The organism is Serratia grimesii, assembly GCF_900186025.1.
GTDB lineage: Bacteria > Pseudomonadota > Gammaproteobacteria > Enterobacterales > Enterobacteriaceae > Serratia > Serratia grimesii.
Map to the genome: position 1 here is coordinate 2,578,292 of NZ_LT883155.1, position 15,014 is coordinate 2,593,305.

16 protein-coding genes are annotated in these 15,014 nt (G+C 53.2%); 10 read left to right on the forward strand and 6 right to left on the reverse strand.

What is annotated here, in order from left to right; genetic code table 11:
- Nucleotides 1–19: 19 nt before the first annotated feature.
- The 4 genes from SGBXF1_RS12175 to hycA all read right to left on the reverse strand — a co-directional run bounded on the left by SGBXF1_RS12175 (nucleotide 20) and on the right by hycA (nucleotide 4,003).
- Entirely contained in the window at nucleotides 20–955 is a 936-nt protein-coding gene (locus SGBXF1_RS12175; protein WP_186426881.1) for a respiratory chain complex I subunit 1 family protein, read from the reverse strand.
- Nucleotides 956–965: 10 nt separating this feature from the next.
- Nucleotides 966–2,834, reverse strand: coding sequence for a proton-conducting transporter transmembrane domain-containing protein (locus tag SGBXF1_RS12180; RefSeq protein ID WP_186426882.1), 1,869 nt, complete (start codon nucleotides 2,832–2,834; stop codon nucleotides 966–968).
- A complete protein-coding gene (locus SGBXF1_RS12185) occupies nucleotides 2,834–3,448 on the reverse strand; it encodes a 4Fe-4S dicluster domain-containing protein (protein ID WP_061806229.1) in 615 nt (204 codons plus the stop codon). Before SGBXF1_RS12185 ends, SGBXF1_RS12180 begins: the two co-directional genes overlap by 1 nt.
- Before the next feature lie 87 nt (nucleotides 3,449–3,535).
- On the reverse strand, nucleotides 3,536–4,003 hold the full coding sequence (gene hycA, locus SGBXF1_RS12190) for a formate hydrogenlyase regulator HycA (protein WP_061806230.1): 468 nt from the start codon (nucleotides 4,001–4,003) through the stop codon (nucleotides 3,536–3,538).
- A gap of 263 nt (nucleotides 4,004–4,266) precedes the next feature.
- On the opposite strand from hycA, the gene hypA reads away from it, so the two are divergent.
- The 6 genes from hypA to flhA all read left to right on the forward strand — a co-directional run bounded on the left by hypA (nucleotide 4,267) and on the right by flhA (nucleotide 9,986).
- Nucleotides 4,267–4,611, forward strand: coding sequence for a hydrogenase maturation nickel metallochaperone HypA (gene hypA, locus SGBXF1_RS12195; RefSeq protein WP_186426883.1), 345 nt, complete (start codon nucleotides 4,267–4,269; stop codon nucleotides 4,609–4,611).
- Between the two features lie 15 nt (nucleotides 4,612–4,626).
- On the forward strand, nucleotides 4,627–5,421 hold the full coding sequence (gene hypB / locus SGBXF1_RS12200) for a hydrogenase nickel incorporation protein HypB (protein WP_186426884.1): 795 nt from the start codon (nucleotides 4,627–4,629) through the stop codon (nucleotides 5,419–5,421).
- Nucleotides 5,412–5,705 carry a HypC/HybG/HupF family hydrogenase formation chaperone gene (locus tag SGBXF1_RS12205; RefSeq protein WP_037415245.1) on the forward strand — a complete coding sequence of 98 codons (294 nt, stop codon included), beginning with the start codon at nucleotides 5,412–5,414 and terminating at the stop codon, nucleotides 5,703–5,705. Before hypB ends, SGBXF1_RS12205 begins: the two co-directional genes overlap by 10 nt.
- Entirely contained in the window at nucleotides 5,692–6,819 is a 1,128-nt protein-coding gene (gene hypD / locus SGBXF1_RS12210) for a hydrogenase formation protein HypD (protein WP_186426885.1), read from the forward strand. Before SGBXF1_RS12205 ends, hypD begins: the two co-directional genes overlap by 14 nt.
- Nucleotides 6,816–7,829: a hydrogenase expression/formation protein HypE gene (gene hypE / locus SGBXF1_RS12215; protein ID WP_186426886.1), complete on the forward strand. Its 1,014-nt coding sequence runs from the start codon at nucleotides 6,816–6,818 to the stop codon at nucleotides 7,827–7,829. The genes hypD and hypE overlap by 4 nt, the downstream gene beginning before the upstream one ends.
- A gap of 90 nt (nucleotides 7,830–7,919) precedes the next feature.
- On the forward strand, nucleotides 7,920–9,986 hold the full coding sequence (gene flhA / locus SGBXF1_RS12220) for a formate hydrogenlyase transcriptional activator FlhA (RefSeq protein ID WP_186426887.1): 2,067 nt from the start codon (nucleotides 7,920–7,922) through the stop codon (nucleotides 9,984–9,986).
- A gap of 61 nt (nucleotides 9,987–10,047) precedes the next feature.
- Here flhA and SGBXF1_RS12225 read toward each other — a convergent pair whose 3' ends face one another.
- Both SGBXF1_RS12225 and SGBXF1_RS12230 read right to left on the reverse strand, forming a co-directional pair.
- A complete protein-coding gene (locus SGBXF1_RS12225; protein ID WP_037415254.1) occupies nucleotides 10,048–10,278 on the reverse strand; it encodes a hypothetical protein in 231 nt (76 codons plus the stop codon).
- 18 nt (nucleotides 10,279–10,296) lie between these two features.
- The gene (locus SGBXF1_RS12230) at nucleotides 10,297–11,268 is read right to left on the reverse strand and encodes a hypothetical protein (protein ID WP_186426888.1); all 972 of its coding nucleotides are present in this window, start codon (nucleotides 11,266–11,268) and stop codon (nucleotides 10,297–10,299) included.
- A gap of 238 nt (nucleotides 11,269–11,506) precedes the next feature.
- Here SGBXF1_RS12230 and SGBXF1_RS12235 point away from each other — a divergent pair, with 238 nt between their 5' ends.
- From SGBXF1_RS12235 to SGBXF1_RS12250, 4 genes are all read left to right on the forward strand, one after another.
- Nucleotides 11,507–13,003: a helix-turn-helix transcriptional regulator gene (locus SGBXF1_RS12235; RefSeq protein WP_130380714.1), complete on the forward strand. Its 1,497-nt coding sequence runs from the start codon at nucleotides 11,507–11,509 to the stop codon at nucleotides 13,001–13,003.
- Between the two features lie 131 nt (nucleotides 13,004–13,134).
- Nucleotides 13,135–13,386 (forward strand): CsbD family protein, encoded by a 252-nt coding sequence (locus tag SGBXF1_RS12240; protein ID WP_037415265.1) that lies wholly within the window; start codon nucleotides 13,135–13,137, stop codon nucleotides 13,384–13,386.
- 272 nt (nucleotides 13,387–13,658) lie between these two features.
- Nucleotides 13,659–13,976, forward strand: coding sequence for a cupin domain-containing protein (locus tag SGBXF1_RS12245; RefSeq protein ID WP_037415267.1), 318 nt, complete (start codon nucleotides 13,659–13,661; stop codon nucleotides 13,974–13,976).
- Nucleotides 13,977–14,308: 332 nt separating this feature from the next.
- Nucleotides 14,309–14,923 carry a TetR/AcrR family transcriptional regulator gene (locus SGBXF1_RS12250; protein ID WP_186426889.1) on the forward strand — a complete coding sequence of 205 codons (615 nt, stop codon included), beginning with the start codon at nucleotides 14,309–14,311 and terminating at the stop codon, nucleotides 14,921–14,923.
- Nucleotides 14,924–15,014: the final 91 nt, after the last annotated feature.

Sequence of the window (15,014 nt, forward strand, 5' to 3'; positions counted from 1 at the left end):
TGATTGCCTTAATCATTATTCAGCCGACGACCAGCCAGGAAACCAGCGCCAGAAACGCCAGTCCAAAACCGGTCCAGGTGGTGTAAGCGGTTTTCAAGAAACGCAAACGCGCCACGCTGTTTTCGATAACCGCAATCAGTGCCACGGCACACAGCAGCTTGAACAGCGCCAGTACCAGTCCAACCAATAATTGCGAAGCGTTGAGTTCTGCCGCTTGCCCCCAGGGCAGGAAAACGCCGAGGAACAATTGCAACACCACCAGTTGTTTGAGGCTGATGCCCCATTTCAGAATGCCTAGCTCAGCCCCGGAATATTCCGTCAGCGGGCCTTCCTGTAGCTCTTGTTCCGCTTCAGCCATATCGAACGGCAATTTGCCCATTTCGATGTAGGTGGCGAACGCACAGGCCAAGCCGGCCAACAGCAGCGGTAACCCGGCGTGGTGTGGCAACCCCAACACGCTTTGCACCATCGCGCTTAGTTGGGTGGAACCCGCAACCAATGCCGCTACCCACAAACCGAGTAGTAAAATGGGTTCAACCAAAATGCCCAACACGGCTTCGCGGCTGGCACCGATGGCGGTGAAGGGGCTACCGGTATCCAATCCTGCGATAGCGAACACAAAGCGCACTACGGCGAACAGATAGATCAGTGTGATCACATCACCGATGGCGGGCAGCGGTGAGGCGGTGGTCAGCATCGGTAGCGCACAGGCGATGGCCAGCAAGGTGCCGGTCAACAAATAAGGCATGGTACGAAAGGTCAGGCCGGAAGCGCCCGGTGCCACGCTTTGACGCTTGAGCAGTTTGGCGATATCACGGTATTCCTGTAATACGCCGGGGCCACGTCGGGTGTGGATGCGGGCTCGCAGCACCCGGCTGATCCCGGCAAACAGCGGGGCAACGGCCAGTAACAGCAGGGCCTGTACCAAGCCGAGTAATACATAGGGATAGGTCATCGTTATCTCCTCAGGCAAAAGCCACAACCAACAGCACCGCCAACTCTACGGCGGCCAGACCGCGGCAGAAGGTAACGAATACGTTACGGTGTAACCCATCACTGACTTTCTCAGGCAGCCAGCGTCGCAGTTGATACAGCGGGGCAAACATTACTCGCAACGGCTGAGCAAAGCCGGTAGCGGTGATCACCATTGCGTCTTCATGCCCATAACCGCAGGCCCAGGCACTGCCTTGCACCCGATGAGGCTGGCGACGAGTTTGATAACGCGCCGCGATCAACAAAGGCAGCAGTGGCATCGCCAGCAATAAAATGGCGATCAGCGGAGTAGAAACCAGCGCATCAGTCACAGACAGGTTGTGTTCCGGCAGGGTGCCAATCAAGCGGGCAAACAGCGGGACGATCCAGGGGGCGCCCAGACCGCATAGCAAGCACAGTAATGCAGGCAGTACATGGCTGAGCGTCAGCCACAGGTTGGCCTGAACCGCATTCTTGGCAGCGGCGCTACGCGGCGCGCCCAAGCAAGCGACACCAAATACCTTGCTGACGCACATCACCGCGAGTGCACCGGTCAAGGCTAAGGTCACTGCCAGCAACGGGCCAAACAGATGCCCGATAAAGCTGGGTGCTGCGCTGAAACGGAAGAGTCCCTGATAGATTAGCCATTCACTGGCGAACCCATTTAAAGGAGGCAGTGCAGCCATCGACACCAGACCAATCAACAGGGCAACCGCGGTCCAGGGCATCAGCCGCGCGAGTCCCCCCATTTTTTCCATGTCTTTCAGGCCGGTTTGTTGCTCAATGGCACCCGCCGCCAGAAGCAGTGCGCTTTTGAACAGGCTATGATTCAACAAGTGGAACAGACCGCCGATCAGGGCGAATGCGGTCAATAGCGGCATTTGTAGCGCCATGCCGACCATCGCACCACCGATACCCAACAGGATGATGCCAATGTTCTCCAGCGTGTGATAAGCCAGCAAGCGGCGCAGGTCGTGCTCCATCAGCGCATACAGCCCGCCGAAAAACGCGGTCCCAGCGGCTAACAGCAACACCAGTAAGCCCCACCAAAGTGGCGGTGTGCCCAACAGATCCATACCTATTTTCATAATTCCCAGCAGGCCGACTTTCATCAGTGCACTGGAAAACAACATGGCGGCGGAGGCCGGTGAGCTACTGTGAGATTGAGGAACCCAGGCATGTAATGGCATCACCCCGGCAAAGATGCCGAACCCGGTGAGTGCCAACAAAAACACGCCATTACGCAGTGCGTCCGGCAATGGCGTAGCGCGGATCACGCTGAAGGCCAAACTGTGGCTATGGGTATAAATCAGGGCGAAAGCGATAACCAGTAACAAGGTACCCAAGCGCATCAGTAAGAACTGGTTATGCCCGGCACGCAGGCTTTTGGCTCCTGGGGCATGGACTATCAGGAAATAGCCGCACAACGCGGCCAGCTCCAACAGTAACAGCAGCGCCAATGCATTATCAGCCATCACCGCGGCACTTAACGCCGACAGCATCAGGTTGGTCAGACCACCAATTCGCCCGCGAACGCGCGCGTTTAAGCTCAATATGCAGCCTACGTGATACAGCGCGGTGCAGATACCGCTGAGGGCAATCACCAGTAGTAACAGTGCGTTAGGGCCACTGATTTCCACGGCATAATTCAGCCAGGGTAAGCGGGCGCTATGCAGCGGCGTAAACAGCATAGATAAGGCCGCCAGCAATGTGGCTATAGCACACAACAAGCTGCCGCCACTCAGTAGCTGGCTAACACGTGGCCAAGGAGAGATTAGCCAGCTCAACAGGGCGCAGAGCAAGTACCCCGCCAATGCCAATGTCAGAAGCAACAGTGGATCGGGCGTAATGGTATACATCATTAATTCGGCTCCTTGCGGGATTCAGGGGCGGCAACGAACGGTAACTCGGCACTGAGCGCCTGCATGGCGTTACGTCTTTTTTGCTCGCTTGCATTACGTACGTCATGATCAGTCACCAGACGGATGGCCTGGGTAGGACAGGTACGGATACACGCGGGGCCATCGGCACTGAAGTCGCAGAGATCGCACTTCACCGCCACGGCACGGACACCGGGTACGCAATCCAGGAAGGGGCTGATCGGGCGCGCTGCTTTGGGCGCGGGCAATGCCAGCGGGGTGTTGCAGTCCGCAGGGATCGCCAGCGGAGTACTGCCCCCGAAACCAATGGCGCCGAACGGACAGGCAATGCCGCACAGCTTGCAACTGATGCACAGGCTTTCGTTCAGTACGATGGCGTCATCTTGGTGGCGGATAGCATTGACCGGACATACCTGTGCACAGGGGGCGTCTTCACACTGGTGGCACATTGCCGGTGCAGAGTCGCGGGCGTTGCGTATTACCTGCAAGCGGGGTAATGCCTGCAATCCATATTGCCGGTGTTCCGCAGAACAACTTGCCATGCAGGTATTGCAGCCAATACACAATTTAGGGTCCGCAATAATAAAGCGGTTCATGCACACTCCTTGCTTCGTCATTTATGACGAAATCGTCAGTAAAAAATGACGTTTCGACAGTTTTCTGTCAGTGATTAACGCCGACAGTCAGACGGGTAAGGTTATTTTCTTCAGTGCGTCATAAATGGCATTGCCATCATGAAGAGAGTCAAACAAGCATTGGTAAATAACGGCTATCTTATCCAGATAATGTTCAAATACTGCCTGCGTATCACGGTTGTTTATTTTCCCGTCGACATTGCCGCTTTCATCCAGTGTGGCATGTGCAAAAGGGGCAAAATTTTCCGGTTCGTGTGCCGTCGCCAAATTAATGCGGTAGCAAATATCGCGACTGTAGAACCCCTCGCTTAATTGAATGCTGACAATAAAGTGGTTGAACAAAACAAAGCGCAAGTCGTCTTCCTGCCCATAAGTAAACTGATGATTAATCTTCTTTTTGGTGGTGGTAACTGCTTTGATTAACGTGCTGTGGTAGGTCTGCCACTGTGCCATCAGACGGTTGCTTTTGCTGGCGATATAATCGGCCTGGCTGGTTACTTCACTGATTGTACTCATTGTCCTCACTCAAAATTGATGATCATTGTCGAAATAGCTCCTGGTCAACGAGTTAAAGCATAAAGTGTGCCAAACATTCTAATTCCTCACTAATCCCTTTTATTTCAACCGTTGGCGATAAATTAAATGCGTAGCCAGCCCGTCGGCGACTGATGTAATTACTGTCGACGACATGACGCTCGACAAATATGTCAATTTCGGCTTGGCATCATATTTGCAGTGTTATTAATACAACGCGTTTTATCACCTTTGGTGGAGACCAGATGCACGAAATAACCTTGTGCCAACATGCGATGGAAATAATGCAGCAACAGGCTCGCCAGCATCGTGCCCAGCGTATTACAGCAGTGTGGTTTGAAATTGGCGCATTTTCCTGCGTGGAAGCGGAGTCTTTGCGCTTTTGTTTCGACATGGTGTGTCGTGACACCCTGGCCGAAGGCTGCGAACTGCATCTGGTGGAACTGAAAGCGCAGTGTTGGTGCCATGACTGCCAGAGAGATGTCCAGTTGCTGATACCGCAGGTTTTGGTCTGCCCGCACTGTAGCGGACGAAATCTGCGGGTACAGGCCGACGATGGCTTGCAAATAAAACGCCTGGAAATTGAATAACAGAGGGGAATGAATATGTGCAGTACCTGCGGTTGTGCCCAGGGTGAATTGACGATTGAAGGAGAAGTAAAAGTGCCATTCCGTCCGCAACGGAACAGGCAAGGCGATTTGCATTATGGTTTGGGGCTGGCCGGTACCCATGCGCCAGGTATCAGTCAGCGCCGTATGCTGGACATTGAAACCCGGGTGTTGGATAAAAATGATCGCCTGGCAGAACGCAATCGTCAGTATTTCGCTGAACAACATATTCTGGCGCTGAACCTGGTATCCAGCCCCGGTTCCGGCAAAACAACGCTGTTGACAGAAACGCTGCTGCGGTTGCGTGGTCAGCACCCGTGCGCGGTGGTGGAAGGCGACCAGCAAACCACCAACGATGCTGAACGTATTCGCGCCACGGGCGTGCCGGCGATCCAGGTCAATACCGGTAAAGGCTGTCATCTGGATGCCCAAATGGTGCATGAGGCCGCCCAGCGCCTGGAATTAAAACCCAATAGTCTGTTGTTTATCGAGAACGTCGGCAATTTGGTTTGTCCGGCCAGTTTTGATTTGGGTGAACGCCATAAGGTGGCGGTGCTGTCGGTTACCGAAGGGGAAGACAAGCCACTCAAGTATCCACACATGTTTGCCGCCGCACGGCTGATGCTGCTGAACAAAATCGACCTGCTGCCGTATCTGAACTTCGATTTGGCGGCCTGCATCGACAATGCCCGCCAGGTGAACCCCACCATTGAAGTGATTACCCTTTCAGCGACCAGCGGTGAAGGCATGGATCACTGGCTGACCTGGCTGGAGAAACAGTTATGTGTATAGGCATTCCTGGGCAGATCGTGGCGTTGGATGAAAACCACCGTCAGCATGCCTGGGCCGACGTTTGTGGCGTACAGCGTGAAGTGAATATTGCGTTAGTTCGCAAAGACGATGAACCGAGAGAAGCCATGATCGGCTGTTGGGTGCTGATCCATGTGGGCTTCGCAATGAGCCGCCTCGATCAGCACGAAGCCGAAGAGATGTTGGCGGCACTGCAAGCGATGGGGGAAGTCGAACAGGACGTGGCGCTGTTTTTAACGGGGGAAGGTCAACATGCACTACGTTGACGAATTCCGCGATCCACACCGGGTAAAAGCCCTGTTGCAGCATATCCGACACCGTGCCGCCCAGTTGCCGTTTACCGCTGAGCGACCGCTACAAATCATGGAGGTGTGCGGGGGGCATACTCATGCCATTTTCCGTTTTGGCCTGGATAAACTGCTGCCGTCGCACATTGAGTTTATTCACGGACCGGGTTGTCCGGTATGTGTGTTGCCGATGGGGCGCATAGACGCCTGCTGCGAGATTGCCGCGCACCCGGAAGTGATATTTTGCACCTTTGGCGACGCGCTGCGGGTACCGGGAAAACAGGGATCTTTATTGCAGGCCCGTGAGCGCGGTGCCGATGTGCGGGTGGTTTACTCTCCACTGGACGCTCTGACACTGGCACGGCAAAACCCGCAACGGCACGTGGTGTTCTTTGCCCTTGGTTTTGAAACCACCATGCCGGTTACGGCGATCACATTGCAGCAGGCACGGCAGGAAGGGCTGAAGAACTTTAGTGTGTTTTGCCAACACATTAGTTTGATCCCGACGCTGCGCAGTTTGTTGCAACAGCCAGATGTGCGCATCGACGGTTTTCTGGCTCCCGGCCATGTCAGCATGGTGATAGGGACCGAGCCTTACGGTTTTATCAGTCGGCAATACGGTAAGCCTTTGGTGGTGACCGGCTTTGAACCGCTGGATATCTTGCAGGGGGTGATGATGCTGGTTGAACAGTTCATTGGGCAGCAGAGTCGGACCGAAAATCAATATCGCCGCGTGGTGCCGGAACAGGGAAACCTGCTGGCTCAGCACGCCATGAGCGAGGTATTTGTGCTGGGAGGCGGCAGCGAATGGCGCGGCCTTGGGACCATTGCCGACTCCGGTATTGCCTTAACACCGGCCTATAGCGACTTTGATGCGGAACGCCGCTTTCGGCCACAACATCGTCAGGTCGCGGACGATCCTCTTGCCCGTTGTGGTGACGTGCTCACGGGACGCTGTAAACCACGTGATTGCCCGTTATTTGGCCGCGGTTGTACGCCGCAAAATGCTTTTGGTGCCCTGATGGTGTCTTCAGAAGGCGCCTGTGCCGCCTGGTACCAATACCGCCGTGAAACAGAGGAAATCCCCGCATGAATAACGTGATTACTATGGCGCACGGCAGTGGCGGTGTGGCGATGCAACAGTTACTGGATACGCTTTTCTTACCTGCCTTTGCCAATCCACTATTGGACCAGCGTGAAGATCAGGCGCGGTTAAATTTGGCAGAGTTAACGCAGCAGGGCGATCGACTGGCGTTTACCACCGACAGTTACGTGATTGACCCCATCTTTTTTCCCGGGGGGGATATCGGCAAGCTTGCCGTTTGTGGCACGGCGAACGATCTGGCAGTCAGCGGTGCCTGTCCACGGTATCTTTCTTGCGGGTTTATCCTCGAAGAAGGCTTGCCCTTGGCTGATTTGCAACAGATCGTTGCCTCAATGGCGGCGACTGCCCAACAGGCCGGCATTCGCATCGTGACCGGGGATACGAAGGTGGTACAACGTGGCGCTGCTGACAAAGTGTTTATCAATACTGCCGGTATCGGCGTGATCCCGCCCGATCTCAATTGGGCCGCTCAACATATTCGGGCCGGTGATGTCATCATTGTCAGCGGCACATTAGGTGACCATGGGGCAACTATCCTCAATTTACGGGAAAGTCTGGGGATGTCGCTGGACGTCATCAGTGATTGCGCCGTATTAACCCCTTTAATTACGCCCTTACGCACTATCAGTGGCGTGCGTGCGTTGCGTGATGCTACCCGCGGTGGTGTGAACGCCATTTTGCATGAGTTTGCTCGTGCAGCACATGTCGGTATCGAAGTTGAAGAGAGCCTCTTACCGATAGCGCCAGCGGTAAGGGGAATTTGTGAGTTGCTGGGGCTGGACGCCATCAATTTTGCCAATGAGGGCAAGCTGGTCATCGTCGCCGCACCTGAAGCCGAACATGCGGTTTTGGCCGCATTGCAAGCCCATCCCCTGGGAACCAACGCGGCGGTCATTGGCCGAGTGACGGCAGGGAGACAAGTGAGAATGCAAGGGGCTTACGGCATCAGCCGCTTACTGGATTTGCCACATGCCGAGCCTTTGCCACGCATTTGTTGATCCTGTCGGGGGAGAACCTTGTCGCCCAGCGTTACACTTTGTGACGTGACTCACTAAAATCATCATCGCGACTCAGGCAAGTGATAAACAATGTCGAATGCTCAATTAGAAAAACAAGAATTACTGGAAATTACCCGCACGCTACTCAGTCAGCACAACTTCGCCAATTTGCTGATGCAATTGCGTCAGGTGCTGCAACGTCAGCAACTGGCAGACCATGTGACGCTGGTGCTGTTTGATTTGTACAGTGAGCGAGTCAGCTTTCATGGGCTGGATGCGCAGCGGCAGCCGGTTATTTATCAGGATGAAACTCTGCTGTCCAATGGGCCGGTGAGCCGACTGCGACAAAGCCCGTTGCCGCAACGCTGGCAGAGTGATGATCTGCATGCGCGCTACCCACAAATCAGTGCGTTGGCGTTGTATCCACCCTTTAAACAGTATTGCCTGATGCCGCTGCACGCTGGCGGTACCCTGATCGGCGGTTGTGAACTGTTACGCAGTAGCCCGCAACCCTTCAGTGATGCCAGTCTGGTGCAGTTACAGACCCTGATGGAATTAGTTGCGCTGGCGGTGGAACGGATCAGGTTGCGTGAGCAGGCGGAAAACCGCCAACGTCAGTTGCGCCATGAGCGCGACGATTACCGTATTTTGGTCGATGTCACTAACGCGGTGCTGTCGAAGCTTGATCTGGATGATTTGATCGGCGAAATCTCCACGGAAATTCACCGTTTTTTCAAGATCGACGCCATCAGCATGGTGCTATGTGACGATAAAACCGATCAGGTGACCATCTACTCCACCCATTATCTGCAAGATGACGTGGTTGAACGGCAGCAATACAGTGTGCCGTTGGCCGGTACGTTATCGGAACAGGTGATGCAGAGCGGTGAGATGCTGCTGTTAAATCTAAAGCATTCCGATCGCCTGGCGGCTTATGAACGTCAGTTGTTCGATCTGTGGCATGACCAGATTCAAACGCTTTGCGTACTGCCATTGGTGTTTGGCAAAAAGACCCTGGGCGTACTGAAACTGGCACAATGCCAACCGGACAACTTCAACGCAGCCAATCTGCGCGTGTTGCAACAGATTGCCGAACGTATTGCTATCGCGGTCGACAACGCACTGGCCTACCAGGAGATCAACCGGCTTAAAGAGAGCCTGGTACATGAGAACCTGTATCTGACCGAGCAAATTAACGGTAACAATCCAGATTTCGGCGAGATTGTCGGGCGCAGCGTAGTGATGTCTGCGGTGCTCAAACAGGTTGAAATGGTGGCAAAAAGCGACTGTTCTGTGCTGATTCTGGGGGAGACCGGCACCGGTAAAGAATTGATTGCGCGCGCTATACACAATCTGAGTGAGCGCCGTGAACAGCGTATGGTGAAAATGAACTGTGCAGTGATGCCAACAGGATTGCTGGAAAGTGATCTCTTCGGTCATGAAAAGGGCTCGTTTACCGGAGCCACAAACCAGCGGATGGGGCGCTTTGAACTGGCCGACAAAGGCACCTTGTTTCTGGATGAAGTCGGGGAAATTCCCGTTGAGCTGCAACCCAAGTTGCTGCGGGTGTTACAGGAGCGTGAGTTTGAGCGAGTCGGGGGTAACAAAGTAATTTCGGTTGATGTGCGTCTGATAGCAGCGACCAACCGCGATTTGCAGCAGATGGTGGCCGATCGGGAATTCCGCAGCGATCTTTTCTACCGGCTGAATGTGTTCCCGATCGTCATCCCGCCATTGCGTGAACGGCCGGAAGACATCCCGCAATTAGTGAAATTCCTGACCTACAAAATCGCAAGGCGGATGAAACGTACCATCGATAGTATCCCGGCGGAAACGTTACGTTTGCTGAGCCAAATGCCATGGCCAGGCAATGTGCGTGAATTGGAGAATGTCATCGAGCGCGCCGTATTACTGACACGCGGTACCGTACTTAACCTGCAACTGCCGGAGATTCAGTATCCTGTACCTTCGATGGCGTTGCCTATCCCTGCGGCGGAACCCATCCAGCCCGGCGAGGACGAGCGCCAGAGGATTATCCGCGTACTGAAGGAAACCAACGGTGTGGTTGCCGGCCCACGTGGCGCGGCACAGCGGCTGGGTCTGAAGCGAACCACATTGCTTTCCCGGATGAAAAAATGGGGGATTTTGGTCAAGTAAGGGGAGTATAAAAGGCCAGAGCCCGGTGCTATCGGACTCTGGCATCGTTAGAGGCTTGATCTTAACTGTTCAGCTTTGTTTCGTCGTCAATATCAAGCGGCCTTTGCTTGCGGAGTAAATGCAACAGTAACGACACGCGTCGCTCTGTCCGCTCCGGCGTGTCCGGCGGCAAGTTATAGCGCAAGGTATAACGCTCGTTTTTTTCATTGAAGAATTCGATGACAAGCACGGGGACCGAAGCCCCGACGACTTGTTGATAGTTCAATGAGATAGATGACAGGTCTCTTTTCATGAAAACACTCATTATCCATCAGCTCACGACAACGGTACGACGTGTTGATACCGCAATCCGGCCGATACCAAAACTCAGTGCGGCACCCAATAGCAGTATTAGTAAAGAACTCCATGCCGCACGGGAGACTTGTTTGGCAGCCACGTCCGCAGCTTCACGGGCTTTCTGCTCAGCCTGAGCTTTAAGCTGTTCGACTTTTTGCACCGCCTGCTGATAAGCCTGGGCGTAATTATCAACGATTTGGGTTGCTTCGGCGTGACTCTTACCGGTACGTGCAGCAACGATGTTCACCAGCGCATCCTTATCCGCGGCGTTCAAAGCAGGTTCACCCGATTGCTTAACGCGTTTGAACCATTGCTTGAGCTCTGTGGCCGCCTGCGTTGGGTCAGTGGTTGCATCCGTGGCTGATTGCTTGCCGTCCGTCGCCGCTTGTTCGGTTTTTTGCGTCAGCTTTGACGGGTCTAATTCAGTCTTACCGGTTTGCTTGAGTGTGGTAGTCAACTGATTCTCCAAATCGTCCCAGTCCAGACTAATACCTTTCTTATCAAGCTGCTGTTTGACGCTATCACCAATACCCGGTGCTGCTGCAGCAAGACCGTTACCCGCCAGAGATAGCCCTTTGCCAACGGCATTGCCGGCTAAACCGACAACGCCACTCGCCAACGAAATAACCAACCAGGTAGTCAGCAACGTGGTAACCGCCCAACTCAACAGGCCGTGCAAGCCACCGCGGTCCGGAGCCGTACGACCGGCGATAAATGCCCCTGCGGCCAAGGCGATCAGCGTGGAGACAAATAGCCAAATTCCGGTCCCAACACCGAAGCCGCTTAAGGGGTTGCCTTCATGCATCGGGTCCACGGCAGATGCGCCAACGGCGGTACCCAGAACGCTTAATATTAGATAGGTCACCAGCGCCATGGCACTCCCGGCCAATATTGAGCCCCATGAAACGTGAAACGCAAAGCGATTGGATTCATAGACAGTGGTCATTGTTATTCCTTATATTTACTGGACAAGTGGTTGTATGCGCAGCAGTCAACCGCGCCGACTAAATCAGTCTGCCGCTCTGCACCACTAACCGTCCCGGTTCATTTGCACCGCTAGACCTAGTGCATTCACACCCCGCGAATGAATGACTTACGCACTATGCTGATCGTGAAGTCGCGTAACTTACAGGAGCTCCGATCGCCGCTCGGCGGCCCGAGACCTTTCGCCTTTTGGAGAAAACATGAGCCAGGCCGTTCTTGCCAGCGAAACTAACCGTAGCCAGTTACAACAGATCATCTCAGGGCTGACTGAAGGGGTGATCCTGATTGAAATCGACCAGACTATTCTGTGGGCGAATGAAGCCGCTCTGAACATGCATGGATTGAGTCATCTGAGTGAGCTGGGGGCAAATGCCCGTGAGTATGGCGAGCGTTTCGCTTTGCGCTATCGCAACAATCATCCTTTAACGGCGGATCAATACCCGATTAACCGGGTTGCCAATGGTGAGACATTTAGCGACGTACTGGTGGAGGTGAAACCCAGCACTGAGCCAGATTTTATTTGGGTGCACCGTTTACGCAGCCTGATTATCACCGATCACCAAGGACAGCCTGAGTTACTGGTTTTGATCTTGAGCGATGCGACAGAATGGGCAAGTGCAGAGGCGCGTTTTGAGAAAACCTTCAACGCCAATCCCGCACCCGCAGTCATCTGTAGCCTGAACGATCTGCGTTACATTAAGGTCAACCAAGGGTTCCTCGATATGACCGGCTATAGCCGCGATCAGGTCATGGGCAATTCGGTCTACGCATTGGATGTACTGGAGCAGGCAGAGCATAAAGAACAAGCGGTGCAGCGCCTGATAGACGGGGAAACTATTCCGCAGATGCAGGCTGAACTGAAACTGCCTGCCGGGGGAACTAAACTGGTGATCGTCGCCGGCCAGCCGTTAGACATTAATGAAAAAGATTGCATGCTGTTTACCTTTACCGATCTTGAGCCACGTCGTAAGGCAGAATCAGCATTGCGCGAGAGTGAAGAGCGCTTTGCCAAGTCCTTTCGTCTGAGCCCCGTTCCTACGCTGGTATGCACCGCCGACAAGCAGCAGGTGTTGGATATCAATGAAGCTTTTATGAAGACTACCGGCTATGCCGCTGATGAGCTGATCGGTAAGTCGGTTGATGACATCAATTTTATCGACGGGCAAGGAGAATGTCAGCGCTTGTTTACCACGTTGGGGAAAACTGGCAACGTCGAAAGTCAGGATTTTAAAATCCGGAAAAAGGGCAATGAGGTGATCGACTGTGTGGTCTCAGCGGATGCGGTGAGTATTCAGGATGCCCCTTGTTACCTGCTCGTGCTGATGGACATTACTGAGCGTAAACGTTCAGAACTTGAGTTGGTCGTTGCCATCGAGGAAGTGATGCAAGATGCGTCTTGGTTTAGTCAAACTCTGCTCGAGAAGCTGGCCAATGTAAAAAGTATCAATAAGCCCAACCTGTCTGCATTTTCCTTCACCGATCTTACCGCCCGCGAACGCGATGTATTGGGGCTAATCTGCGAAGGCCTGCCGGACAAGAAAATCGCCACGCGGCTCAACCTTGCCCCCAATACCGTTCGCAATCATGTGGCTACGGTGTATTCCAAACTTGATGTGCATAGCCGCAGCGAAGCTATCGTCTGGGCCAGAGAGCGGGGGCTGTTTGCCGGCGAGCGACAGCCTAAAAATGGCAAATAGGGTGCAAATGAACTAGTCCTGCCCATGCAAACTGACCTTATGAACCATTGACTGCCAGATTAATATTGGGGAACCCGTACAGGTATCGGCGTGTAAAGACGCCGATGTGAACCTAACCTCAGGAGAGCATAATGAACAGCGATAAGATCAATGGTGTTATGGACAAAGTTGTGGGTAAAGCGCAAGAAGCGGCAGGTGACATGACTGGCGATGAACAGTTACAAGCCGAAGGTACCGCCCGCTACGTTGCTGGGACAGTCCAAGAGAAATATGGTGACGCTCTAAACTGCATCAGCGATGTGGTCAGGAAAAAACCCATCACTACCTTGGCAATCTTTGCCGGTGTGAGTTTATTGGCCGGCCTGTTGTTACGTCGTCGTTAAGATTGATTTAACTGCCATTTATTTCTGATATCGCCCGCTTTTTGCGGGCGAACTGTTGCCAAATAGGCTTGTCATTGATAGCCAAATTCACTCATCCTCTATCGTCTACGCAATCATCTTTGTCAGCTATCCTTCCTTGAACAGAACCAAAACCATCTTGGGCTCTGTTTTGCGTCTGACGCATACGTCCTATATATTTATTAATAGGCCCAATGGCCGTTAGGGAATAGTGATTCTTGATCCAACTAGTCACCGATTACTAGGAAGCTATCATGCATAAAAGAACACTGGCGACATTGCACTACGAGAATATGCCTTACGACGGGGTGTACTACCATATCTTAAAACGTGAGGCGCAAGGGCACACGGCGCTGTTGAAACTTGATGCTGGCAGTAAGCAGTCGGCCCGCATGCATCCGGGCTGGGTTAAATTGATGGTCCTGTCCGGTGAGCTCAAAATAGGGGACCAGACTCTTCAGTCTCATGAAATGTTGATGATCCCGGCCAAAACCGCGTATACGGTAGAAGCCATAACGGAAGTTTTCTGTCTGGCGATTTCTGAACTCGATGGGGTTGAACTGGCCCGTTAAGGATTGTACTTATCAGATTGGCCTGGTGGGCGTCATGGCTTATCTGATGGAATTCCCCGTTCAAGCTACGGGGAGTTCTGATTTAGGGCGGTAAACGGCCTAAAACCCAATGAAAGACATCGGTTTTGCCTGCTGACATCCGCTTGCCATCGTTTTTTGAACTGATATAACCCATCCAATCTATCCTGCCAGTTTCAGAACATCCCAATGTCCATGCCTCTCACTGCAACGTCTTGAGCCATCAACAGAGAAGGGATATAAAACATTATTGTGACAAAATGACAAATTAGTCACTCGTTGTGAATCAAGGCGCACAGAGATAAGCTATACCGATGAATGAGAAAATAAATACACCACAGACGCGGGGCCCCTCGGACCACAGTGTTCGCGATCAGGTCGTGGCAGCCGCTACCGAATACTTCGGACACTACGGTTATGAAAAAACCACGGTGTCCGATCTGGCTAAAGCTATCGGCTTTTCGAAGGCTTATATCTACAAATTCTTTGAATCCAAACAGGCGATTGGCGAGGTCATCTGTTCAAATCGGCTGGCGATGATTATGGCGCTGGTGGACTCAGCAATCATCGATGCACCTACTGCTTCAGAGAAGCTGAGACGCTTGTTTAGGGCCTTGTCAGAGACCGGTAGCGATTTATTCTTCCATGACAGAAAACTCTATGATATCGCCGCCGTCGCTGCACGCGATCAATGGCCGTCTGTGACAGCGCACGAGACGCATCTGTTGCAAATCATCCAACAAATCCTCCGTGAAGGGCGTGAGTCTGGAGAGTTTGAACGCAAGACCCCTTCGGATGAAACCGCCAGTGCGATTTATTTGGTTATGCGTCCCTATATCAACCCCGTACAGCTGCAATATAACCTGGAAACCGCCGGGGAAGCCGCGGTGCTATTGTCGGCCCTGATATTGCGTAGCCTATCGCCTTAACACAATACTATCGCCTTAACACACCAGTGACCATTGACTTAATTGGTCACTGGTCGGAGAATGCGGTTCTTGTCTTGCCAATGACGTAAGG